At 70.2% G+C, this 21,138-nt stretch carries 21 protein-coding genes and 1 pseudogene; 13 read left to right on the top strand and 9 right to left on the bottom strand.

Annotated elements, in window-relative coordinates; translation table 11 throughout:
• Positions 1-3: 3 nt before the first annotated feature.
• Complete coding sequence (locus tag ACLJRM_RS02980) at positions 4-1,338, bottom strand: cytochrome P450 (RefSeq protein WP_101607475.1); 1,335 nt, start codon at positions 1,336-1,338, stop codon at positions 4-6.
• Positions 1,339-1,466: 128 nt separating this feature from the next.
• On the opposite strand from ACLJRM_RS02980, the gene ACLJRM_RS02975 reads away from it, so the two are divergent.
• The 4 genes and pseudogenes from ACLJRM_RS02975 (at position 1,467) to ACLJRM_RS02960 (ending at position 6,669) form a co-directional block, all read left to right on the top strand.
• Positions 1,467-2,747, top strand: a complete 1,281-nt coding sequence (locus tag ACLJRM_RS02975) for a hemolysin family protein (protein WP_410662174.1) — start codon at positions 1,467-1,469, stop codon at positions 2,745-2,747.
• 63 nt (positions 2,748-2,810) lie between these two features.
• Positions 2,811-4,490 (top strand): dihydroxy-acid dehydratase, encoded by a 1,680-nt coding sequence (ilvD, locus tag ACLJRM_RS02970; RefSeq protein ID WP_410598704.1) that lies wholly within the window; start codon positions 2,811-2,813, stop codon positions 4,488-4,490.
• 50 nt (positions 4,491-4,540) lie between these two features.
• A pseudogene (locus ACLJRM_RS02965) lies at positions 4,541-5,294 on the top strand (NPP1 family protein).
• A 220-nt stretch (positions 5,295-5,514) separates the two neighbouring features.
• The gene (locus tag ACLJRM_RS02960; RefSeq protein WP_410662173.1) at positions 5,515-6,669 is read left to right on the top strand and encodes a helix-turn-helix domain-containing protein; all 1,155 of its coding nucleotides are present in this window, start codon (positions 5,515-5,517) and stop codon (positions 6,667-6,669) included.
• A gap of 3 nt (positions 6,670-6,672) precedes the next feature.
• On the opposite strand, the gene ACLJRM_RS02955 is transcribed toward ACLJRM_RS02960, so the two are convergent.
• Both ACLJRM_RS02955 and ACLJRM_RS02950 read right to left on the bottom strand, forming a co-directional pair.
• Positions 6,673-8,985, bottom strand: a complete 2,313-nt coding sequence (locus ACLJRM_RS02955; RefSeq protein WP_410662172.1) for an ATP-binding protein — start codon at positions 8,983-8,985, stop codon at positions 6,673-6,675.
• An 89-nt stretch (positions 8,986-9,074) separates the two neighbouring features.
• On the bottom strand, positions 9,075-9,308 hold the full coding sequence (locus ACLJRM_RS02950) for a hypothetical protein (protein ID WP_101607483.1): 234 nt from the start codon (positions 9,306-9,308) through the stop codon (positions 9,075-9,077).
• A 179-nt stretch (positions 9,309-9,487) separates the two neighbouring features.
• On the opposite strand from ACLJRM_RS02950, the gene ACLJRM_RS02945 reads away from it, so the two are divergent.
• From ACLJRM_RS02945 to ACLJRM_RS02925, 5 genes are all read left to right on the top strand, one after another.
• Complete coding sequence (locus tag ACLJRM_RS02945) at positions 9,488-10,672, top strand: sensor histidine kinase (protein WP_410662171.1); 1,185 nt, start codon at positions 9,488-9,490, stop codon at positions 10,670-10,672.
• The gene (locus ACLJRM_RS02940) at positions 10,673-11,344 is read left to right on the top strand and encodes a response regulator (protein ID WP_410662170.1); all 672 of its coding nucleotides are present in this window, start codon (positions 10,673-10,675) and stop codon (positions 11,342-11,344) included.
• Between the two features lie 86 nt (positions 11,345-11,430).
• Complete coding sequence (locus tag ACLJRM_RS02935; protein WP_410662169.1) at positions 11,431-12,006, top strand: dihydrofolate reductase family protein; 576 nt, start codon at positions 11,431-11,433, stop codon at positions 12,004-12,006.
• 522 nt (positions 12,007-12,528) lie between these two features.
• A complete protein-coding gene (locus ACLJRM_RS02930; protein WP_410662168.1) occupies positions 12,529-13,044 on the top strand; it encodes a DUF4232 domain-containing protein in 516 nt (171 codons plus the stop codon).
• Positions 13,045-13,069: 25 nt separating this feature from the next.
• Positions 13,070-13,621, top strand: a complete 552-nt coding sequence (locus ACLJRM_RS02925; RefSeq protein WP_101607488.1) for a DUF4232 domain-containing protein — start codon at positions 13,070-13,072, stop codon at positions 13,619-13,621.
• Positions 13,622-13,634: 13 nt separating this feature from the next.
• Here ACLJRM_RS02925 and ACLJRM_RS02920 read toward each other — a convergent pair whose 3' ends face one another.
• On the bottom strand, positions 13,635-14,048 hold the full coding sequence (locus tag ACLJRM_RS02920; protein WP_101607489.1) for an ATP-binding protein: 414 nt from the start codon (positions 14,046-14,048) through the stop codon (positions 13,635-13,637).
• A gap of 159 nt (positions 14,049-14,207) precedes the next feature.
• Here ACLJRM_RS02920 and ACLJRM_RS02915 point away from each other — a divergent pair, with 159 nt between their 5' ends.
• Complete coding sequence (locus ACLJRM_RS02915; RefSeq protein WP_410662167.1) at positions 14,208-14,552, top strand: STAS domain-containing protein; 345 nt, start codon at positions 14,208-14,210, stop codon at positions 14,550-14,552.
• Between the two features lie 13 nt (positions 14,553-14,565).
• Here the strand turns inward: ACLJRM_RS02915 and ACLJRM_RS02910 are convergent, their stop codons facing one another.
• Together ACLJRM_RS02910 and ACLJRM_RS02905 are read right to left on the bottom strand one after the other, a co-directional pair.
• Positions 14,566-15,024 carry an STAS domain-containing protein gene (locus ACLJRM_RS02910; RefSeq protein WP_101607491.1) on the bottom strand — a complete coding sequence of 153 codons (459 nt, stop codon included), beginning with the start codon at positions 15,022-15,024 and terminating at the stop codon, positions 14,566-14,568.
• Positions 15,025-15,254: 230 nt separating this feature from the next.
• Positions 15,255-15,593, bottom strand: coding sequence for a winged helix-turn-helix transcriptional regulator (locus ACLJRM_RS02905; RefSeq protein WP_101607492.1), 339 nt, complete (start codon positions 15,591-15,593; stop codon positions 15,255-15,257).
• A gap of 68 nt (positions 15,594-15,661) precedes the next feature.
• On the opposite strand from ACLJRM_RS02905, the gene ACLJRM_RS02900 reads away from it, so the two are divergent.
• The gene (locus ACLJRM_RS02900) at positions 15,662-16,219 is read left to right on the top strand and encodes a carboxymuconolactone decarboxylase family protein (protein WP_410662166.1); all 558 of its coding nucleotides are present in this window, start codon (positions 15,662-15,664) and stop codon (positions 16,217-16,219) included.
• Here ACLJRM_RS02900 and ACLJRM_RS02895 read toward each other — a convergent pair.
• Both ACLJRM_RS02895 and ACLJRM_RS02890 read right to left on the bottom strand, forming a co-directional pair.
• Complete coding sequence (locus tag ACLJRM_RS02895) at positions 16,216-16,428, bottom strand: hypothetical protein (protein WP_101607493.1); 213 nt, start codon at positions 16,426-16,428, stop codon at positions 16,216-16,218. The two genes, ACLJRM_RS02900 and ACLJRM_RS02895, sit on opposite strands and share 4 nt — an antisense overlap.
• Positions 16,429-16,521: 93 nt before the next feature.
• Positions 16,522-17,508, bottom strand: coding sequence for a LysR family transcriptional regulator (locus ACLJRM_RS02890; protein ID WP_410662165.1), 987 nt, complete (start codon positions 17,506-17,508; stop codon positions 16,522-16,524).
• Between the two features lie 90 nt (positions 17,509-17,598).
• On the opposite strand from ACLJRM_RS02890, the gene ACLJRM_RS02885 reads away from it, so the two are divergent.
• Positions 17,599-19,014: an aminopeptidase P family protein gene (locus tag ACLJRM_RS02885; protein ID WP_410662164.1), complete on the top strand. Its 1,416-nt coding sequence runs from the start codon at positions 17,599-17,601 to the stop codon at positions 19,012-19,014.
• Between the two features lie 74 nt (positions 19,015-19,088).
• On the opposite strand, the gene ACLJRM_RS02880 is transcribed toward ACLJRM_RS02885, so the two are convergent.
• Complete coding sequence (locus ACLJRM_RS02880) at positions 19,089-20,228, bottom strand: metalloprotease (RefSeq protein WP_410662163.1); 1,140 nt, start codon at positions 20,226-20,228, stop codon at positions 19,089-19,091.
• Between the two features lie 245 nt (positions 20,229-20,473).
• On the opposite strand from ACLJRM_RS02880, the gene ACLJRM_RS02875 reads away from it, so the two are divergent.
• The gene (locus ACLJRM_RS02875; protein ID WP_168214308.1) at positions 20,474-21,073 is read left to right on the top strand and encodes a helix-turn-helix domain-containing protein; all 600 of its coding nucleotides are present in this window, start codon (positions 20,474-20,476) and stop codon (positions 21,071-21,073) included.
• Positions 21,074-21,138 lie beyond the last annotated feature (65 nt).

Raw genomic sequence — 21,138 nt, 5'->3', positions numbered from 1 at the left:
CACTCACGAGAGGGTCGCGGGAAGTGTTTCGAAGCCGCGCAGGATCCGGGTCTGCCGCCGCCGCGCCCCACCCTGGAGCCGCAGGTCGGGGAAGCGCTCGAAGATCGACCGCAGCCCGATCTCGCCTTCCATCCTCGCCAGCGACGCGCCGAGGCAATAGTGCCGTCCGGCGCCGAAGGACACGTGGTCCCGCGCGTTCGCCCGCGTGACGTCGAAGGTGGAGGGGTCGTCGAAGATCTCCGGATCGCGGTTCGCGCCCGCGAGCACGGTGCTGACGATCGCCCCGCGGCCGATGGGCTTTCCGCCGATCTCGGTGTCGCGGGCGCTCAGCCGACCGGTGAGCAGGACGGGAGGGTCGTAGCGGAGGATCTCGTCGGTCGCGTTGCTCCACAGCTCCGGGTTCCCGCGCAGTTTCCCCAGCTGATCCGGATGCCGGGTGAGCAGGGCGATGCCGTTGCCGAGGAGATTGACGGTCGTCTCGAACCCGGCCGCCAGCACCAGTCCCGCGGTGGCCTTGAGTTCCCGCTCGGTCAGGCCGACGCCGTCCTCGCGGGCGGCGATCAGCTGGCTGAGCAGGTTGTCGCCGGGATTCGCCCGCAGTTTCTCCAGGTGCAGGGTGAGCCACGAGTCGAATTCGGCCAGCGTGGCTTCGACCGTCCGGAAGGTCTTCCATGGCAGCCCGAGGTCGAGGCTCGGGGCCGCGGCGCCGCCCAGCGCGAGCACCTTGTCCCGTTCTTCGGGCGGGACACCGAGGATTTGGCTGATGACGGTGACCGGCAGGAGCCCGCAGTACTGCTCGACGAGGTCGACGGGGCCGTCCGGGTCGAGGCCGTCGAGCAGTTCGTCGGCGATGGCCTGCGTGCGGTGCCGCAGCTGCTCGACCGCGCGGGCGGTGAAGACGCGCGTGACGAGTTTGCGGTAGCGCGTGTGGTCGGGCGGCTCGCTGGCGAGCAGCGACGGCGGTTCGATCGGATGGATCAGCCCGGACGCCGACCAGGCGACGAGCCGGTTGAGCAGCGGGTTGTCCGGAACGAATCGGACGGTCTTGAACGCGTCGCTGGTGAGGATTTCCTTGCAGGCCGAATGCCGCGTGGTCACGTGCCCGACCCGGGTGGTGGCGATGGCGCCGTGCGAGCGGATCTCGTCGAACAACCCGGTCAGGTCCGTTCCGCCGCTCGCCTCGACCGACAGCCTGCCCTGGAGATCGCCCCGGCGCGCCGCGGCCCGCAGGGCCAACCGGGGGATCGCGTGGCCGATGCTCCAGCGGGTGACCGGTTTGGCTATCTCCTCCGCCCGGCGCCGGAGGTTCCGGGCGGGAGCGGTCTCGAGTGCGAACATCAGGACTCCGTCCGTGCGGGTCCTTCGAAGGTATCGGAACGACGTGTCAGTAGCGAGTGGCCCGACATCTGCGGGCCGGGGTTTCCCTCGGTAATGTTCTGCACTTCCGGCGGGCCGGGGGAGTGCGTGTGGGCGGCTACGGGTTCGACATCGCGCTGGTCGCGGTGCTGGTGGTGGTCAACGCGGTGTTCGCGGGCAGCGAGATGGCGCTGATCTCGTTGCGCGAGGGCCAATTGCGGGCCTTGGAGCGGGACGGCCGCGCGTCCGCCCGGACGCTGGCGCGGCTGGCGCGCGACCCGAATCGCTTCCTGGCCACGATCCAGATCGGCATCACGCTCGCCGGGTTCCTGGCCTCGGCGACAGCGGCGGTGTCCCTCTCCGAACCCGTGGTTCCGCTGTTGAGCTTCCTCGGCGACGCCGCCGGAGCGGTCGCCGTCGCGCTGGTGACCATGGTCCTCACCTTCCTGACCCTGGTGCTCGGCGAGCTGGCGTCGAAGCGGCTGGCCATGCAGAACGCGCTGCGGTGGGCGCTGCTGGTGGCGCGTCCGCTGAACCTGTTGTCGACGATCTCGAGGCCCGTGGTGTGGGCACTGAGCGCGTCGACGAACTTCGTCGTGCGCGCGCTGGGCGGACGGGCGGAAGCCGATCCGGACCAGATGTCGCCCGAGGAACTCCGGGAACTGGTCTCGGCGCAACGCGGTCTGAACGCCGAGCAGCGCATGATCATCAACGGCGCACTGGAGATCCACGAACGACGGCTGCGGGAAGTGCTCGTTCCCCGCCGCGCGGTGTTCACACTCGCGGCCGAGCTGGACCTCGAGTCGGCGCGGCGGCAGCTGGCCGAGTCGGGCCACTCCCGGGCGCCGGTCGCCCGCGGCGGGCATCTGGACGACGTCGTCGGCGTGGTGAGCCTGCGCGATCTGCTCGAAGACCGCGACGATCTCGCCGAAGTGGTCCGGCCCGCCGTGGTGTTCCCCGATTCGCTGCGGGTCTCGGACGCGCTGCGCAGCTTCAAGGCCGAGCGGGAGCAGATGGCGCTGGTCGTCGACGAGCACGGCGCCGTCGCGGGCATGGTCACGCTGGAGGACCTGCTGGAGGAGATCGTCGGCGAGATCTACGACGAGACCGACCGTGACGTGCTCGCCGTCCGCGACGGCAAGGACGGTTCGCTGGTGCTGCCCGGCACGTTCCCGGTGCACGACCTCGTCGACGTCGGGGTCGAGCTGGGCGACACGCCGCCGGGGGAGTACGCGACGATCGCGGGGCTGATCCTGGTGATCCTGGGCCGGATCCCGGAGAAGCCGGGCGACCGGGTGGTGGTCTCCGGCTGGACGGCCGAGGTGCTCGGCGTCGAGCATCACGCGATCACGCGCGTGGCGCTGCATCGTGGAGCGAATGCGGAGCGGTGAGTTGCGCCGGGCGCCTCCGGTTGGCAGCGTGCCCGGTGTCCCACCACGGAGAAAGGTGTCCCGATGCCGGAAGACCAGCCCGATTTGAAGCCTCGTTCACGCGACGTGACCGACGGCCTGGAGCGCGCGGCGGCCCGCGGCATGCTCCGCGCGGTCGGGATGGGCGACGACGACTTCGCCAAACCGCAGATCGGGGTGGCGTCCTCGTGGAACGAGATCACCCCGTGCAACCTGTCGCTGGACAGGCTCGCCAAGGCGGTCAAGAACGGCGTGCACGCGGGCGGGGGCTACCCGCTCGAATTCGGCACGATCTCGGTGTCCGACGGTATTTCCATGGGCCACGAGGGCATGCACTTCTCGCTGGTTTCGCGCGAGGTGATCGCCGACTCCGTCGAGACGGTGATGATGGCCGAGCGGCTGGACGGCTCCGTGCTGCTGGCGGGCTGCGACAAGTCGCTGCCGGGGATGCTGATGGCCGCTGCCCGGCTCGACCTCGCCTCCGTTTTCCTTTACGCCGGCTCGATCATGCCCGGTCAGGTCGACGGCCGGGACGTCACGATCATCGACGCGTTCGAGGCCGTCGGCGCCTGCCTGGCGGGCAAGATCACCCGCGCCGAAGTGGACCGGATCGAACGCGCGATCTGCCCCGGCGAGGGTGCCTGCGGTGGCATGTACACCGCCAACACGATGGCGTCGGTGGCCGAGGCACTCGGCATGTCGCTGCCCGGATCGGCCGCCCCTCCCGCCGTCGACAGGCGCCGTGACGGTTTTGCCCACCGGTCGGGGGAAGCCGTCGTCGGCATGCTCCGCCAGGGCATCACCGCGCGGCAGATCATGACGATGGAGGCGTTCGAGAACGCCATCGCCGTCGTGATGGCGCTGGGCGGTTCGACCAACGCCGTCCTGCACCTGCTCGCGATCGCGCGCGAGGCCGAGGTCGATCTGCGCATCGACGATTTCAACCGCATCGGCGACAAGGTCCCGCACCTCGGCGACCTCAAGCCGTTCGGGAAGTACGTGATGAACGACGTCGACAAGGTCGGCGGCATCCCCGTGGTGATGAAGGCGCTGCTCGACGCCGGGCTCATGCACGGCGACGTGCTCACCGTGACCGGCAAGACGATGGCCGAGAACCTCGAGGGCATCGCACCCGACGGTCTCGACGGCGAGATCATCCGCCCGCTCGACCGCCCGATCCACAAGACGGGCGGGCTGACCATCCTCAAAGGATCGCTGGCGCCGGAAGGCGCGGTCGTGAAGTCGGCGGGTTTCGACGAATCGACGTTCACCGGCACCGCGCGGGTGTTCGACGGCGAACGAGCCGCACTCGACGCGCTCACCGAGGGCAGGATCGTCGCCGGCGACGTCGTCGTCATCCGGTACGAAGGTCCCAAGGGCGGGCCGGGCATGCGCGAGATGCTCGCCATCACCGGCGCGATCAAGGGCGCCGGACTCGGGAAGGACGTCCTGCTCATCACCGACGGCCGGTTCAGCGGCGGCACGACCGGCCTCTGCGTCGGCCACATCGCGCCGGAAGCCGTCGACGCCGGGCCGATCGCGTTCGTGCGCGACGGGGACCCGATCACGCTCGACGTCGCGAACCGGACCCTCGAAGTCGAGATCGCCGACATCGAGGCACGCCGTGAGGGCTGGGCGCCCAAGCCTCCGGCGTACACGCGCGGAGTGCTCGGCAAGTACGCCAAGGTCGTCCAGAGTGCCGCGCACGGGGCCGTTTGCGAGTAAGCCGACCAAGGAAGGTTCCGTGTTGAATCAAGTCGTGAATTAATAACGGTATGCGACGGTTCACCACGGTCCTCCTTGGCACGCTCGCTTCCCTCCTTCTCGTGACCGGCACGGCCTTCGCCGCGCCGCCACAGGCACTCGACTGGTCGGCGCCCTGGCCCGACCGGATCTACGAACCAGCCTTCGATTACGACGGCGACGGTTGTTACCCGACCCCGGGGATCGGCCGTGACGGCACTCTCGCGCCAGGACTCGCGCTGGGCGGTGACGTCAACGGCCAGTGCCGCGACCTGTCCGATTTGGACAACACCAACGCGTACTCGCGGGTGAAGTGCAACAACGGCTGGTGCGCTTACCTGTACGCGCTCTACTTCGAAAAGGACCAGGCCGCGCTGGGCCCCGGGAGTGCCGGTCACCGGCACGACTGGGAGCACGTCGTCGTGTGGGTGCAAGGCGACTGGGGCAGGTACGTGTCCACGTCGGCCCACGGCAAGTACACGACCAGGCATCGCGACCAGGTCCCGTGGGACGAGACGGGCAAGCACCCCAAGGTGATCTACCACAAGGACGGGATCGGCACGCACTGCTTCCGGCACGCGGGCTTCGGCGAGGAGCCGGAGAACCACAAGAAGCAGTGGCAGTATCCGCCGCTGGTCGGCTGGGACGGCTACCCGCCCGGGCCTGCGCGACAAGCTGACGGGGCACGACTTCGGCAGCGCCCAGCTCGGGATCCGGGACTCGTCGTTCAACGGCGAACTCGCCAAGGCGAAGCCCGCCGGGATCCCGTTCGATCCGAACGCCTGACGCCGGGCTGAAGGGGCCCTTCACCGCATGCGACGCGGTGAAGGGCCCCTTCGTCGCATCCAATGTGGGGAAAGGCCCCTTCAGCTCCCGGGCCTGACCACCACGAACGGGTGATCCATAGGCCGAATGGGCGCGAGTACGTAATTCACCCGATGTGCCCCGCTACTCCGCGGTAGCAGACTCGGCGGCCCGACGATTCCCGCTGCCCCGGAGGTCGACGATGACCGCGTCCCACGCTCCAGTCCGCCCTGTCTCCGCTCCCGTCCGCGCCACCCCGGCCCGCTCCGCAGCCCTCGTGATCGCCCGCGCGGTCGTCGACGGCATCCGGCATTCCCTTCCCGAGCACGCGCCCCTGTTCGACACGCGCGCCACGGAGTTCGTCGCGCTGGTCCTGGAGTACGACGCGATGGACTCCGCGCTGGGCATCGCTGCCGGTGCGGACGCCTTCAGGGAGCTCGGGGTTGCCGAATACGCGGCGGGCAAGGGCTTGGACCGGCTGTCGCGGGCCTACCACTCGGCGGGACGGGGCGCTTTGCCCGTGCTGGCCTCGTTGTCACGGCAGCCCGGGGCCGGATCGGCCCTGATGGACACCGGAGTGGAGGCCCTGCTCCGCTGCGCCGACGTCCTGATCCGGCTTTCCACCACCGCCTACCGCGCCGCGCACACGCCTTCGGTGGCCGAATTGCGCCGCGACCTGCTGAAGGAGATCTTGAGCGGCCGACCGCCCGCGAAGTGGGTCGCCCTCGCGGCCGAGGCGGGCTGGGTCCCGCCCGCCCGGGTGGTCGCGATCGCCGCGGAGCCCGGCGCGATCCGCGCCTCGTTCGGCCCGGAGGTACTGGCCGACCTCACCGGCGAATATCCGCACCTCCTGGTGCCCGACGACGTCGAGATCGGCGGCATCCTGGCGGGGACACGGGCGGCGGTCGGGCCCGCGGTGGCGCCCGCCGAGGCCGCGGCCTCCCTGCGGTGGGCCCGCCGGACGCTGGAACTGGTCCGGCGGGAGGTGATCGAGGACGGCCCTCTCGTGCGCTGGTCGGATCACCTGACCACGCACTGGCTGTTCGCCGACGAGGTGCTCACCGGCGCGCTCGTCACGCGCAGCCTGGCGCCGATCGCCGATCTGCCGCCGAACGAGCGCACCAAGCTCGCCGAAACCCTCGAAGCCATGCTCGCCGCCCGCGGCGGGGCGCCCGAGATCGCGAACAACCTCGGCGTCCACCCGCAGACGGTCCGCAACCGCCTCCGCCGTCTCCGTGTCCTGTTCGGTGCCCGGCTCGACGATCCCGAGGAGCGACTGGACCTGCGGATCGCCTTGCGGGCCGATCTGCTCGCTTCCGAACCGGCCCGGCCGGCCACCCCGATCAGGGCGGCGTGAGCCTCAGGCCGAGTCCGCGGACCGGGTCACCCACGTGGCGACCTGGACGCGGTTGGAATAGCCGAGTTTGGTGAGGATGTGGTCGATGTGGGTGTCGACCGTGCGGCGGGCGATGCCGAGCCGGTCGGCGATCTCCTGGTTCGTCAGCCCCTCAGCGACCACGTGCGCGATCTCGGTCTCGCGTTTGGTGAGCACCTGCGCGGCCTGTTTCCGCGGCGCGAGGGAGCGCTCTTCGAGGGCGTACGCGATGGCGTCGCCGGTGGGCATCGCGGCGCCGTCGGCGAACTCCTTGATCGCGACCTCCCAGCCCAGCGCCGCCGTCACGGCGTCGGTGTCGGCCTGGAGAGGTTCGGTGAACGCCTCGTACCGCGTCGGCCACGCGCCCACCGTGCGCCAGACGTTCATCGCGGCGCCCTGCAGGATCGCGGCCCGGTTGGGACGTCCGGTGCGGGCCGCGCAGCCCGCCAGAACGGTGAGCGTGAACCCGACGACGACCCGGTCGTCCACCCGGGGATGCAGGCGCAGGATCTGCTCGCAGCAGCGGCTCGCCACGGAGAGATCGCCCTGGAGGTACTCGGCGGCGGCACGCGACCACAGCGCCCAGCCCCGCCAGAAGACCTCGCCCCGCCGCTCGCAGCGCTCGACGGATTCGGCGAGCACCGCCCGGCCGCGGTCGATGTCGCCGTCCAGCCAGATGGCCAGCCCGTGGTTGTAGCTCGCCCAGAGGTCCGCGCCCTCGTCGCCGTGGGCGCGGAAGAGGTCGATGGCCGTGCCGAACAGACGCGACGCCTGGGGCATGTCGTTGCCGATCAGCGCGGCGTAGGCGCGGACGTGGAGCACGTACGCGGCGGCGAGCTCGTCACCGCCGGCCTCGGCCTCGACGGCCGCCCTGTCCACCATGCACCGATAGGCGGGCATGTCGCCCTGCACCAGCGCCAGGAAACCGGACAGCCACAGCACGTGTGCCCGCTCCGGGACATCCGCCGCCGCGGCCTCGTCGAGCCGCCTGACCCACATCCGGCCCTCGGTGTTCAGCCCGCGGACGATCCAGAACTCCTTGACGTCGCGCAACATCCGCAACCCGATGACCGCGTCCTCGGGACCGCCGGTGCAGAAGTCGAGTGCGACGCGCAGGTTCGCGTGTTCGCGCCGCAGCCTGCCGATCCAGCCGAGCTGATCGGTCTCCAGCCACTCGGCGGCGTACCGGCCGGAGAGTTCGGCGAACCAGTCACGGTGCCGTTTCCGGCGCTCCGCCGTCCCGCCCGCCTCGCTCAGCCTGTCGACGCCGTACTCGCGCACCGACTCCAGCATGCGGTACCGCACGCCGCCCGGGTACTCCTCGCGCAGCAGGATGGACTTGTCGAGCAACCCGTCGACGACTTCGAGAACGCGTTCGCTGGGCAGCTCGCCGCCGGAACAGACCTGTTCGGCGGCGTCGAGGTCGAAGCTGCCGGAGAACACCGACGCGCGCGCCCACAGCAGGCGTTCGGGACCGGTGCACAGGTCGTGGCTCCAGTCGATCAGCGCCCGCATGGTCTCGTGCCGTTCCGGCCGGCCCCGCCGGTCCTTGGTGAGCACGGAGAACTGCCGGTCGAGCCGGTCGGCCAGCTGACGCAGGGACAACGCCCGCGCGCGGACGGCGGCCAGTTCGATGGCCAGCGGCAGCCCGTCGAGCCTGCGGCACAGCCTGATCAGCGGTTCGACGTCGTCTTCGGTGAGCCGGAACGACGGCGCCACCGCGGTCGCGCGATCCACGAACAGCCTCACGGACTCGTCGCTCACCACGCGTTCGAAGGAGTCGCCCTGCTCCGGCACCGCCAGCGGCGGCACGGGCAGGACCCGCTCGCCCGCCACGCCGAGGGACTGCCTGCTCGTGGCCAGCACCGTCACCTGCGGGCATTCCCGGACGATGGTGTCGGCGAACCAGGCACAGCTGTCGACCAGATGCTCACAGTTGTCGAGTACCAGCAGCAAGCGGCTCGCCCGCAGCGCCTCCACGACGACCTCGATGGCCGGTTTCGCCGAACGGTCGCCGAAGCCGAGCACGTTCGCCACGGTCGGCACCAGCAACGCGGGTTCCCGCAGCTCGGCCAGCGACACGAACGCGACCTCGTCGGCGGTCGCCTCACGGTGGGCCGCCGCGATCCGCCACGCCAGCCTGGTCTTGCCCACGCCGCCCGGTCCGGTCAGCGTGACCAGCGAAGAGACCTCCAGCAGGCGCCGCGCTTCGCCGGTCTCGACGTCGCGGCCCACGTAGCTGGTCACTTCGGTGGGATCGCCCGACCACCCCGAAAGCGAGCCAACTCCGTCCGCCATGCACTCTCCCGCGATCGACGAGCCCCGCGACTTCCGTCCGATGTAGACGGAAGTCGCCCGGCTGCGGATCCTAGCGGACCGGCGTTCCCCTAGCGGGACACTTGCTTGCCGCGGTCGTGCGCCCAGCCCGCCAGTACCACTCCGGCAGCCGCGAGCAGCAGGAACACGATCAGCCTGCCGCCCCACCCACCGGGTACCCACTCGAACGCTCCCCACAACTGGGCCGCCGAATGATCGAAGAGACTGCGGATGGCGGCCTGCGCGAAGGCGGCGACGGCCACCATCCCGAGAATCTGCAGCCCCAGATAGCCGCCCTTGGTCATGCTCCCTACCTCCTGTTTCACGGTCAGGGCCCAGCATCGCCGGGATGGGCGGCCGGCACATCGGCGCCGCGTCGCGCGCCTTGTCCGACCAAAGTCGATCCCGGCCGCGACCGAGGTCGGAGCCGGGATCGTCCTGTGCCCTCATGCGCCGCGGCGGCCGGGTCGACCATGATGGGCCGGTGATCACCGACCCCGCCACCGCGCCGCCCGTCCGGCTGTGGGAACAGGCCTGGCGCCTGCTGGCCGCGGCCGCGATGGGCGTGCTGATCTGGATCGTCACGGCGTCGCAACTGCCGGTGGGAGCGACGGGACCGAGAATCGACTGGATGATCACCGGTGATCCGCTGATCGCCCTCGCCTGCCTGATCGCGCTGCTGTGGCGTCGCCGGTTCCCCGTCACGATCACGCTCTCGGTCATCCTCGCCTCGACGGTTTCGGTCCTGGCGGGCGGCGCGTCGTTGCTGGCGCTCTGTTCGCTCGCCACCCGGCGGCGACCGGCGGAGACGGTGGTCGCGGCCGTGTTGTCCGTGATCACCGCGGTGCTGACCGCCGACTTCTACCCGCACCGCGAGTCGACGGGACCGCTGTGGCTGGTGATCAGTCTCCCCACCTTGATGGTGGGCATCGTGGTGGCCGTGGGCGCCGCGATCGGCGCGCGGCGGGAGGAGGTGCGCTCCCTGCGGGAACAGGTCGCGAGCGCGGAACGGGAGCAGGCCGCCCGAGCCGCCGAGGCGCGGATCATGGAGCGGCACCGGATCGCCCGCGAGATGCACGACGTCCTCGCGCACCGGGTCTCGCTGGTCGCCATGCAGGCCGGAGTGCTGGGGCACCGCCCGGACCTGCCCGCCGATCAGGTCGCGGAACTGGCCCGCGGCATCGCCGAGGGTTCCCATCAGGCTCTGGAGGAACTGCGGGACGTCCTCGGTGTGCTGCGGGCGAGCCCGGACGGCCTGGAACCACCGCAACCCTCGCTCGAGGACCTCCCGGCGCTCGTCGCGAACGCGCGGTCGCTGGGCCTGGACGTCACGTTGACGGCCACGACGACAGGCGAACCGCCTGCCGCGATCGCGAGGACCGTCTACCGGATCGTGCAGGAAGGCCTGACCAACGCGGGGAAACACGCGCCGGGAGCCAGGGTGTCGGTCACCGTCGAGGGGACGGCGGGCGACGGTTTGCGGGCGACGGTCCGGGATTCCGGTGCCTCGCGGAAGGCCACGGGCCCGCCCGTCTCGGGATTCGGCCTGCTCGGCCTCTCCGAGCGAGTCGAGCTGGCAGGCGGCGAACTGGACCACCACGCGGAGCCCGGCGGCGGGTTCGTCCTCGCCGCGCGGCTACCGTGGCCGGTCCGCGAAGGGAGCGAGTGAATGGACAGCGAGCGGATCCGGGTCGTGCTGGTCGACGACGAAAATCTGGTGCGGATGGCGTTGCGGCTCATCGTCGACGGCGAACCCGACCTCGTCGTGGTCGGCGAGGCGGCCGACGGCGACGCCGCGGTGGCCGTGGTGGGGGAGCAGCGGCCCGACGTCGTCCTGATGGACGTCCGGATGCCCGGTCGCGACGGGCTCAGCGCGACCGAGGAGATCCTCAAGCTCCCGGAGCCGCCGCGGGTCCTGGTGCTCACCACGTTCGACTCGGACGAGATGGTGCTGGGCGCGCTGCGCGTCGGCGCGCTCGGGTTCGTCCTCAAGGACACCCCGCCGCCGCGGATCCTGGCCGCCGTCAGGACGGTCGCCACCGGGGAACCCGCGCTCTCGCCCGCGGCCACGGCCCGGCTGATCGCCGCGGCCACCGGACCGCATTCGTCCGACGCGCGCCGGGCGTCCCGCGGCACCGCCCGCGATCTGCTGGCCACCTTGACCGACCGCGAACGCGAGACCGCGGCCGCCATCGCCGACGGACTGTCCAACACCGACGTCGCGCGGAGACTGGACATCACCGTCGCGACGGTGAAGGCCCACACGAGCAGCATGCTCGCCAAACTCGGCGTCGAGAACCGGGTCCAGATCGCCCTGCTGGTCCGCGACGCCGAGGGCTGAAAACTTTTTCGAGTGCCGTGTCGAATCCGCCGGTTCCCGGTCGACGTAGTGTCGAAAGCAGTTCGGATCGACCAAGGAGAAACCAGATGCGCACCCTGATCGCCACCGCGTTCGTCTCGCTCGACGGCGTCGTCGAGGGGCCCGGCGGGGAGCCGGGCTACCGCAACTCCGGCTGGACCTTCAACGGCATCGAGTTCGACGAAGCGGCCTACGAACTCAAGGGCCGTGAGCAGGGCGAGGCCACGGCGATGATGATGGGCCGGGTCAGCTACCAGGCGTTCTCGCCGGTGTGGCCGGACATGACCGTGGAGTTCGCCGGCTACAACGCGATGCCGAAGTACGTCGTCTCGAGCACGCTTCGCGAAGACGAGCTGGTCGACAACTGGGGTGAGACCACGATCCTGCGTTCGCTGGACGACGTCGCCGAGCTCAAGGAGACCGAGGGTGGGCCGATCATCGTCCACGGCAGCGCGGAGCTGAACCGGAACCTCGCCGACGCGGGCCTGATCGACCGCTACCACCTGCTGCTGTTCCCGGTCCTGCTCGGCGCGGGCAAGAAGCTGTTCAGCGACACGGACAAGGACAAGCAGAGCCTCAAGCTCGTCGAGAGCGAGGCGTACGGCAACGGTGTCCAGAAGCTGGTCTACGACGTCGTCCGGTGATCTTGCCGGCGGTCTCGGCCTGCCGGGCTGTGAAGACCTTCTGATGGCGCGATACGACTGGGTCGTGAGTGGCGATTCGGGTTAGGGCCGAGGGTGTCTACCGGCTTCTGGCTGCGGTCGTTCACGGGGGGCGGGCCGTGAAGGGCCCCTTGCCTACCTTGAGAGTAGTGATGGAGGCCTTCACTACCTTCGTGATCGCCACTCACGACCACCCCGTCGCAAAGCGGTCAACCAGACATTCACCTACCTGAAGTGTCCCGAGTGGACAGTCAGGGGTGCGGCCACGTCAGCCGTTCCCGGTGTCGCGAAAGCCACTTTCGGGACATCAGACGTCCCGAAAGTGGCTTTCGCGACACGGCCGCCAGCCGCGCACGCGACCCGACGTTCTTAAAGACGCCCGTCACTCCTCGGGGTTGCTTTCGGGGGATCAACATCATCTTCACGCATCTTCCCGGGCTACGTGGGCATCTTTCCCAGTGAGTTCGATCAACGTGAATCGACCACCGAGCGGGAGGAGATGTCATGAACGTCCAGGTGAAGAAGGCCGCCACGGCGATGACCGTCGGGGGACTGGTCGCGGGCGGGCTCCTGGTCGCGGGCGGCGTCGCCGGGGCGATGCCGAGCGACAAGCTCTGCGGTGCCTCCGACGTCGAGGTGTCCGTGACACCGGACCCGTCGCACGCGGCGGGCCACGAGGCTTACGTCCTCACCTACACCGCGGCTTCGCCGACCACGAACTGCAAGCTGCAGGGCGCGCCCACCGCGCTGACGTTCGTCGCCGACGGGCAGCTGATCGACGACGTCGCCGCCGTGCCGGACGCGACAGCGGCGAACGCGGCGCCGGTGAACCTGCGTGAGGGGCGCCCGGCCGTGTCGCGCATCGTGCAGGCCTCGGCCGCGGCATCGAACCCGCGCACACCGACGACGATCACCTTCGACCTGCCGACCGGGCCGGGTGGCGTTCCCGTCGTCGCGGACTGGCCTGCCGGGGAGCCGCTGAAGGGTGCCACCGTCCAGGTCACCGCCGTCACCGCCTGACTTTCGCCGATCGAGGGAGGAAACCATGTCCAGCAAGCAGATCAAGCGTTGTTCCCTGGGTGTCGCCGTGCTGACCGGAACGCTCGCGCTGACGGTGGCCGGTCAGGCGGAAGCCGCCACGCCGCGGTGCGCGACGGCGGACCTCGCGGTCTCCCTGGGTGAGCCGAAGCAGCTCGAAGAGGCGACAGGCCAGTACGACGTTCCGGTGACCTTCAAGAACATCTCGTCGCACACCTGCGGCCTGCACGGGGTGCCCGGCGTCGACCTGGTCGGCCCGGACGACCCGAACGGACCCGTCTACCACCTGCCGCGCGTGGACAACGGCGTGCGGGTCAACGAGGTGCCCGCGGGTTCGACGGCGACCGCGACGGTCACCGTCCTGACGCCGGAACCGGGTTCGGTCGGCAGCGGGGGTTCGACCTCTTGGACGCCGGCGAAGCTGGTGACCATCCCGCCCGGTCAGACCGAGGCGCTGAGCGCGGACTGGCCGTCCGGCCTGCCGGTGCTGCGGCAGGACGCCGCCACGCATCCGGGCAGCTGGGTCAACGGAATCCTCGCCGACCCTCCGGTGAGCTGACCGGGCGAACGGGTCAGAGGGACGGGCAGGGCCAGGCGAGCCGGACGATCGTCCCGGTGGGCGTGCTCGTCACCGAGGCCTCCGGTGCGAAGGCGCGGATGATCGGCAGGCCGCGTCCGCCGTCCGGGCGGCGTCCGTCGCGCCAGCGGCCCTCGTCGGCGACGGTGATCTTGACGTGCCCGTCGGCGTACGCGGCGGTGATCGTCATGAGGTTGTCGTCGGTGCCGTCCGGATAGGCGTGCTTGACGACGTTGGTCATCGCCTCGTAGGCGGTGAGTTTGAGATCCTCGGCCAGCTCACGGGGGAGGCCCCGTTCGAGGGCCCAGTTCGCCAGGACGTCCCGCAACGCGGCGGCCTGGGCGGGGACTGCGGCGACCTGGAGGACCAGCTCGTCGGTGCTGTGCCGCACCGGCTCGTCGATCGGCATCACGGAGCTTCTCCTCCTCGTCCGCCGCGGTCCACGACCGCCGGATCTACCGTCAAGGCTAAGGCACCGCCGGGATCGGGGTGCGAGTGCCGCGCGGGCGGGGGCCGCCATCCGATATCTTCGGGACTGGCGGGGTGCCTATCGTGAGGGAGTGTGACGGTGACGGGCGGAGACGGCGACAGCCGGGAGGTGCCGTTCTCGGTGACCGTCGCCAGGCCGGATGGCGCTCAGGTCGTCATGGCGGTGGCGGGGGAAATCGACCTCACGACGTCCGAAGATCTCAAGGAGAGCTTCGAGGAGGCGCTGGAACCGGTGCCCGGCCGCCTCGTCGTCGACCTGGAAGACGTCGATTTCTGCGATTCCACCGGGCTGGCGACTTTGGTCCGGATCAACGACCGGTGCACCACCCAAGGTGTCGACCTGAGTTTCCTGCCGTCGCCGACGATCCGGCGACTGGCGCTGAAGACGGGCCTCTCCACTTTGCTGCCACTCGCCGGATCCTGAGCGCCCTCGCGGCTCAGATTCCGTGCGCGGGCAGGGCTTTCGGCACTTCGCGGAGTGCGGTGGCGAGGTGGCGGTACACGGGGATGTGGGCGTCGACGCCGAACAACTGCAGCAGCCGCAGTACCGGCCGGGTGCTGGCGACGACACCGGTCGTGCGGTGTTCGGCGTGACCGCGGGCGGCGGCCGTTTCGATGACCCGCAGCCCGGCGACGCCGAGGAAGGTGACCTCGGTGAGGTCCAGCACGGTGGCGGCGGGCAGATCGCCCCGCAGGGCGTGCTCGAGCCGTCCGGCGGTGGCGAGGTCGATTTCGCCCGCGGCGGAGACGACGAGCAGGTTTTCACTCCATCGGGTGCGCCGGACCCGCAACAGGTGGTCGTCCGACGGGCGCGGTTGAGGAACGGTCGCGTGGACGACGGTCTTCAGGGCGGGACCGTCGCGGCTGCCCCGCGTGGACGGAATTCGGTCGGTCATGATGCTGGTCTCCCGGATAGCCGGGACGAGACGGACAACGGGTAAGCCTGCACAACGGCTGCGCAAGTCAACTCGCCGCCGCGTCGCCCTGTGAAAGAGCTGGGCCGCGGACGTGCGGGTCGTTCGCGCGGGCTGGTGGACTCAACCTCACGTACCTGTCACCGTACGCTGCTCACCGCACCTGGCAAGACCGCGCCGGGTGAACAACGGGCATTCACCCTCGCGCATGGTCACTCGCGCAAGGCCTTTTCCCAGGTGAGACCCCACTTTTCCAGCGGGTGCAACGCGTCGAGGAGTTGTTCGCCCAATGGTGTCAGCGTGTAGCCGTCCTCACCGATGGTGACGATGCGGGCTTCGGTGAGCTCGCCGAGCCGGGTGGTGAGCACGCTCGACGACATGCGTTCGCAGCGCCGCTGGAGTTCGCGGAATCCGACCTGGCCCTGGCGTAGCTCCCAGATCACCCGCAGCGTCCACCGGCGTCCCAGCAGGTCGAGGGCGGCCATGAGCGGGCGGCCGGTTTCGGAGCCCCGGACCGGTCGTCCGGGGCGCGGGATCGGGTCTTCGGGCATCACACCCCCTTGTGCTTCGACTTTCGAAGCAGCATAGTGGTTCGAAAGTCGAAGCACTCGAGGTGGTCATGGCACGGATCGCGCCGCTCATCCCGCCCTACGAGGCGGACGTCGAAAAGGCACTTCGCAAATGGATGCCGCCCGGTGTGGCGCAGGAACCGTTGGCGCTGTTCAGGTTGCTGCAACACCACTCGGAGCTTGCCTCGCGAATGCGTGTCCTGGGCGCCGGCCTGCTCGCGCACGGGGAATTACCCGCGCTGGACAGGGAAATCGTCATCGCGCGGGTGACCGCACGCTGCGGATGCCGCTACGAATGGGGTGTCCACGCGGCGGTTTTCGCACCGGTGGTCGGGCTGACACCGGAACAGGTCGAAGCGACCGTCTCCGGCGATCCCGCGCATCCGGCTTGGTCGGTCCGGCATCGCGCCCTGATCGCCGCCGTCGATGAACTCCACGACACGGCAACGGTTTCCGGCGACGCGTGGGCCGCGCTCGCCGGGCACTATCCGGAGAAGCAGCTCCTGGAACTCCTCGTGCTCGCGGGCTGGTACCGGACGATCGCCTACGTGGCCAACGGCATCGGTCTGGAGGAGGAGTCGTGGGCGGCCCCGTACCCCGATCGCTAGGAATGGTGCGAGTCGATTTCCCTGGTGTCGTCCCGTTCTCGCTTCGAGGCCCGCCATGAGGCGAGCGTGCACAGGAGTGCCGCCACGAAGCCGAGCGCGGTGAGTGTCCCGGCCCAGACGGCGCCGGTGCTGGCGAGAAGGTAGAGCTGGATCAGGGCGGTGCACGTGTAGACGACCGCCAGGCCCAGCCAGAGCCGTTGCGCCATCATCCCCCGTCTCCGTTCGCAGGTACCGGGTCAATCGCAACGAGGCGGCATGTGGTTACAGCCTGTTCGAAAGCGGTGGTTTCCTGGCGGTGGGCGTCAAGTACCGGTCACCCGGAAGAAGTCCACCAGCCCGTCCCAGGACTGCGAACTCCGCCGCCGCTCCCACCACGTCCGGAACGGCGTCGACGCCATCGCGTGCCGCGTGTACGACGTCATCACCGCGCGGTACACGTTCTCCGCCTGGTCCCACGTCATCCGCTCCTTGCGCCACGCGAGCACGAGCCGCATCCGCATGGGGTCGCCCTTCAGCGGACGGACGACCATGCCCGGCAGTTCGGGCGCGGTCGGTTCCACGAGTTGCACCGCCTGCCCGGCGGCGATCAGGTGCCGTCCGCCGCCGTTGGGGCATTCGAAGCGGATCCGAGGCGTGAACCCGGCGCGGTGGGTCGCCGCGCGCAGCGACGTCAGCGAGCCGTCTTCGGGACCCGGCGGCCCGATCCACGCTTCGTCGGCGAGGTCGGCCAGGTCGACCTCGAAGCCGTCGGCGAGCCGGTGCCGGGCGGGAAGGCCGACGAAAACGGGCAGCCACGAGAACAGCACCCGGTGTCCCAGATGCTTCGCCAGCGGCACTTCCTGGTCGTCGGACATGGCGATGACGGCGATGTCGAGGGTCGCGCGGGCCAGTGCTTGGGCCAGTACCGCGCTGGACGGTTCCACATGGACGGTCACGTCCAGCCCCGGCAGCGCGTCGTCCAGCCGTTCGACGAAGGTGGGCAGACAGTCCATTTGGGACGATCCGAGCCGGACGGGGCCGTCGCCGAGCGCGCCGAGGAGGTCGCTCTCGAAGCGGTCGAACTCCACGAGCAGGGTCAGCGCGCGGCGCAGCGTCTGCTCGCCCACCGGGGTCGGGGTCACGCCGGTATGGCTCCGCACGAACAGCGGCGCGCCGATCTGCCGTTCGAGCCGCTGGAGCAGCGAGGTCAGCGACGGCTGGGACATGCCCAGCGCGGCGGCCGCCTGCGAGAGGCTGCCCGCTTCGGCGATGGCGCAGATCGCCCGCAGGTGCCGGATCTCCAGGGCCATAGGCGGAGTCTATCGCCGCCGGTCATTACGGCCGGACCGTTCGCGGTGTGAGGGTGCGGGCAGAAGTCCGACTACCTGAAGGGGGAGCCGATGACCGGCGACCGAACCCGGCCGGATCTGCGCGCGCTGCTGGCCGCCAAGGGGTTCCGGAACTGGATCAGTGACGGCTGGGAGCCCGCCGACGACGTGGTCGAGGTGCCGCCCGGCACCGCCGAGGCCGCCGCCGCTCATCGCGGCAGGCTGTCCGCGGAGTTGCCCGGACGACGGATCGCACTCGCGGCTGGCCGGGCCGTGGTGCGCTCCAACGACACCTTCCACGGCTTCCGTGCCGACAGCGACTTCGTCTGGCTCACCGGCTGCCAGCGTGAGGGCGCGATCCTGGTGCTGACCCCGGCCGGGGACAGCCACCACGCCACGCTGTACGTCCCTCGGCCCGCCGAGGCGGACGAGCCCGACTTCGTGGGCGACGCCGATACCAGCCCGCTGTGGGTCGGCACCGCCGCCGGGCCCGCCGCGTACGGGCGGGCGCTCGGCATCGACTGCCGTCCGCTGGAGGACCTCCCGCACGGCTTGCGCGGGCGGAACCCGGGCGTCCTGGTCGGTGCCGGGGTCGACCCGGCGCTCGACGCGTTCGGCTTCGGCCACAGCGAACAGCTCCGGACGGTTCTCGCGGACCTGCGCCGTATCAAGGACGACTGGGAGATCGGCCAGTTGCGCGACGCCGTCGACGCGACCGCCCTCGGGTTCGCCGACGTGCTGGCCGCGTTGCCCGAGGCGGTCCGCGGCGGCGGGGAGCGCTGGCTGCAGGGCACTTTCGACCGGCGTGCCCGCACCGAGGGCACCGGTCCCGGCTACACCTCGATCGTCGCCGCCGGGCCGCACGCGCCGATCCTGCACTGGACGCGCTGCGACGGCGAGGTGACCGAGGACAGCCTGCTGCTGCTCGACGCCGGAGTCGAACTGGAGTCCCTGTACACGGCCGACATCACCCGCACCTTCCCGGTCTGCGGGGAGTTCACGACGGCTCAGCGCGACGTCTACGACCTGGTGCACAAGGCGCAGGTCGCGGCCCTGGCGGAAGTGCGCCCCGGTCAGGACTTCGCCGCCTTCCAGACGACGGCGCTGGGGGTGCTCGCGGCGGGGCTGCACGATTGGGGCCTCCTCCCGGTGTCGGTGGACGAAGCGCTGTCGCCGGACGGGCAGCAGCACCGGCGCTACATCGTCTGCGGTACCGGCCATTTCCTCGGCCTGGACGTCCATGACTGCGCCGCCGCCCATCCCTCCGGCTATCGCGAGGGCACGCTGGCGGAGGGGATGGCGCTGGCGGTGGAGCCCGGCCTGTACTTCCACGCCGGCGACCGCACCGTGCCGCCCGAACTGCGTGGCCTCGGCGTCCGCATCGAGGACAACGTCGTGGTCACCGGATCAGGGCACGACCTGCTCTCCGGCGGTTTCCCGTCGACCGCCGACGAGATCTCCGCCTGGGTCCGGGCGGCCAGGAGCTGAAGGACGCTTTCCCCGCGTCTCACGCGGTGAAGGGGACTTTCCCCGCATGGCATGCGGGGAAAGTCCCCTTCAGCTCAGTACGAAATGGTGTGCCCGGCGAGGATCCGCCGCGCCGTACCGGTCGTGGACAGGCCGGCGGCGGGCCTGTCCTCGGTGAAGTACTCACGGAAGTCCTGGCTGAAGTCGCGGGTCATCAGCGCGATCGTGCGGTTCCAGTTCCCGCCGTCCGGCCCGTTCGCGGCCCACAGGTCCAGCAGGGAGGAGCCGACCCGGCCCTGCACGGTGTCACCACGGTCCCAGCCCGGCGTCGAGGCGTCGTTCTGGAAGCTGGAGGAGTTGCCGTTGTCGTAGACGTAGCGATAGTCGCCGAGGGCGTAGGCGGCGACGGCGTCCGCGAAGCCTTCGGTCCACGCGCACGACTCCGAACTGTGCTTCTCGATGTAGTGCGGGTTGCAGTCCTCGACCACCGGGAAGCCGCGCCCGTAGAGCTGCCATTGCAGCCAGTGCCCGGCTTCGTGGAGCACGAGGTGCTTCGAATCCGGCATCGTGTTGCCGAGGAAGACGTAGTTCGTGTTCGGGTAGTCCCAATAGCCGCCGTCGGCGACCTTCGGATCCCAGACGAAGGTGATCTGGTCGCAGCGCCCGTCTGACTGGCGGCTCGTCCAGCAGGACGAGCTGGGGTTGGCGCGTTTCCAATAGAGGACGTTGAGCGTGTCGACCACCTTCCACGCCCGCTGCAGGCCGGAGGGCACCTTTACCGTGCCGAGGTCCTGGGTGCCGGACAGGTTCGTGCGGCGTGCCGAGTCGAACGTGTAGTCGGTGGTGTTGTTCGTGGCCTTGACCACTCGCCACATCGAGGTGCTGCTCGACCGGAACCTGACGTACGCCTCGGTGAGGGAAGCCGGGTGGCAGGCGGAGAACCGGCCGTCGGACGCGCCGGTGATGCCGCTGGAGAGCCGGGTCGCCGCGCCGGAGCCGGTGCGGCCCCACAGCTCCCAGTTCGCGTTCCGCGCCACCTGCGTGCGCACGGGTTTGCTCGGGCCGGCCTCCGCGTCGAGATGGTCGAAGGCGAGTGTGCCGGTGAGACAGGCGTTCGCGGCGGCAGTGGCCGGTGCGGTGGTCACTGCCGCGGTCAGTCCGAGAGCGGTGACGAGCACCGCGCCGAACGCGCGAAGCCGTCTTCCGGCCGATGAGGATCTACGGATCAGCTGCACGGGGATCTCCTCGCTCGAGGGATACGGAGATAGGGCGGTGTGGCCCGTGACCCTGTGTCGACGGTGACACACCGGTTGGTGAAGGAGTTTCATCGCGGCCGCCACGGCCCACCATCGCGTCGCCCCATCGGCCGCGGCTATGCCCTCCCCGTCGGAAGGCGTGTCATGATGTCCGCGAACTCGATCGGCAAAGCGAACGATTCGCCGTCGGGTCGTACGGTTTGACGAACGACAGGGGAGAAGCGGTGGAGGACGAGACGCCCTCGATCCGGGACATGCTGGCGGTCAACCTGCGCGCGGCCAGGGCGGCGAGGGGCCTTTCGCTTTCGGAGCTGTCCCGCAGGTCGGGGATCGGCAAGGCGACGCTGTCGCAGCTGGAGTCCGGCGGCGGCAATCCGACCATCGAGACCGTGTTCAGCCTGTCCAGGGTGCTGGAGGTGGCGATCTCCGATCTGCTCGACCATCGCGCGGGCGGCGCGCTCACCGTGGTGCGCGGCGCCGACGTCGAGGTGCTCAGCGGCGAGGGAGTGGATCTCCGGCCGCTGCGCCGGATCGAGACCGGTGACGGCGTCTTCGAGGTGTACGACCAGGTGGTGCGCGGCGACGCGCCGCAGCGGTCGCAGGGGCACGTCGGGATCGAGCACACCGTCGTGCAGTCCGGCTCGCTGCGGGTCGAGGTGGCGGGCAAGACCGTCGAGGTCGGCCCTGGTGACTACGTGGCCTTCGATGCCCGCGAGCCACATTGCTACACCGCGCCGGACGGGCCGGTGCACTCGGTCCTGCTGCTGCAGTATCGCGCCGACGAACGGCTCGACGGCAGGCCGCATCCCGTGCTGAAGGGCTGACCGCTCCCCAGGTATTGACACCTCTCCGGGAGGGAACCTACTCTCCGATCGTTCGCTTTACCGAA

The organism is Amycolatopsis sp. lyj-84 (assembly GCF_046549075.1).
GTDB lineage: Bacteria > Actinomycetota > Actinomycetes > Mycobacteriales > Pseudonocardiaceae > Amycolatopsis.
This window is presented reverse-complemented; position numbering and strand designations above follow the sequence as displayed.

Coding starts and splice junctions, on each gene's coding strand:
- ACLJRM_RS02980 (WP_101607475.1), bottom strand. CDS start 1,338: ATGTTCGCACTCGAGACCGCTCCCGCCCGGAACCTCCGGCGCCGGGCG.
- ilvD (WP_410598704.1), top strand. CDS start 2,811: ATGCCGGAAGACCAGCCCGATTTGAAGCCTCGTTCACGCGACGTGACC.
- ACLJRM_RS02960 (WP_410662173.1), top strand. CDS start 5,515: ATGACCGCGTCCCACGCTCCAGTCCGCCCTGTCTCCGCTCCCGTCCGC.
- ACLJRM_RS02955 (WP_410662172.1), bottom strand. CDS start 8,985: ATGGCGGACGGAGTTGGCTCGCTTTCGGGGTGGTCGGGCGATCCCACC.
- ACLJRM_RS02950 (WP_101607483.1), bottom strand. CDS start 9,308: ATGACCAAGGGCGGCTATCTGGGGCTGCAGATTCTCGGGATGGTGGCC.
- ACLJRM_RS02940 (WP_410662170.1), top strand. CDS start 10,673: ATGGACAGCGAGCGGATCCGGGTCGTGCTGGTCGACGACGAAAATCTG.
- ACLJRM_RS02935 (WP_410662169.1), top strand. CDS start 11,431: ATGCGCACCCTGATCGCCACCGCGTTCGTCTCGCTCGACGGCGTCGTC.
- ACLJRM_RS02930 (WP_410662168.1), top strand. CDS start 12,529: ATGAACGTCCAGGTGAAGAAGGCCGCCACGGCGATGACCGTCGGGGGA.
- ACLJRM_RS02925 (WP_101607488.1), top strand. CDS start 13,070: ATGTCCAGCAAGCAGATCAAGCGTTGTTCCCTGGGTGTCGCCGTGCTG.
- ACLJRM_RS02920 (WP_101607489.1), bottom strand. CDS start 14,048: ATGCCGATCGACGAGCCGGTGCGGCACAGCACCGACGAGCTGGTCCTC.
- ACLJRM_RS02910 (WP_101607491.1), bottom strand. CDS start 15,024: ATGACCGACCGAATTCCGTCCACGCGGGGCAGCCGCGACGGTCCCGCC.
- ACLJRM_RS02905 (WP_101607492.1), bottom strand. CDS start 15,593: ATGCCCGAAGACCCGATCCCGCGCCCCGGACGACCGGTCCGGGGCTCC.
- ACLJRM_RS02900 (WP_410662166.1), top strand. CDS start 15,662: ATGGCACGGATCGCGCCGCTCATCCCGCCCTACGAGGCGGACGTCGAA.
- ACLJRM_RS02895 (WP_101607493.1), bottom strand. CDS start 16,428: ATGATGGCGCAACGGCTCTGGCTGGGCCTGGCGGTCGTCTACACGTGC.
- ACLJRM_RS02890 (WP_410662165.1), bottom strand. CDS start 17,508: ATGGCCCTGGAGATCCGGCACCTGCGGGCGATCTGCGCCATCGCCGAA.
- ACLJRM_RS02885 (WP_410662164.1), top strand. CDS start 17,599: ATGACCGGCGACCGAACCCGGCCGGATCTGCGCGCGCTGCTGGCCGCC.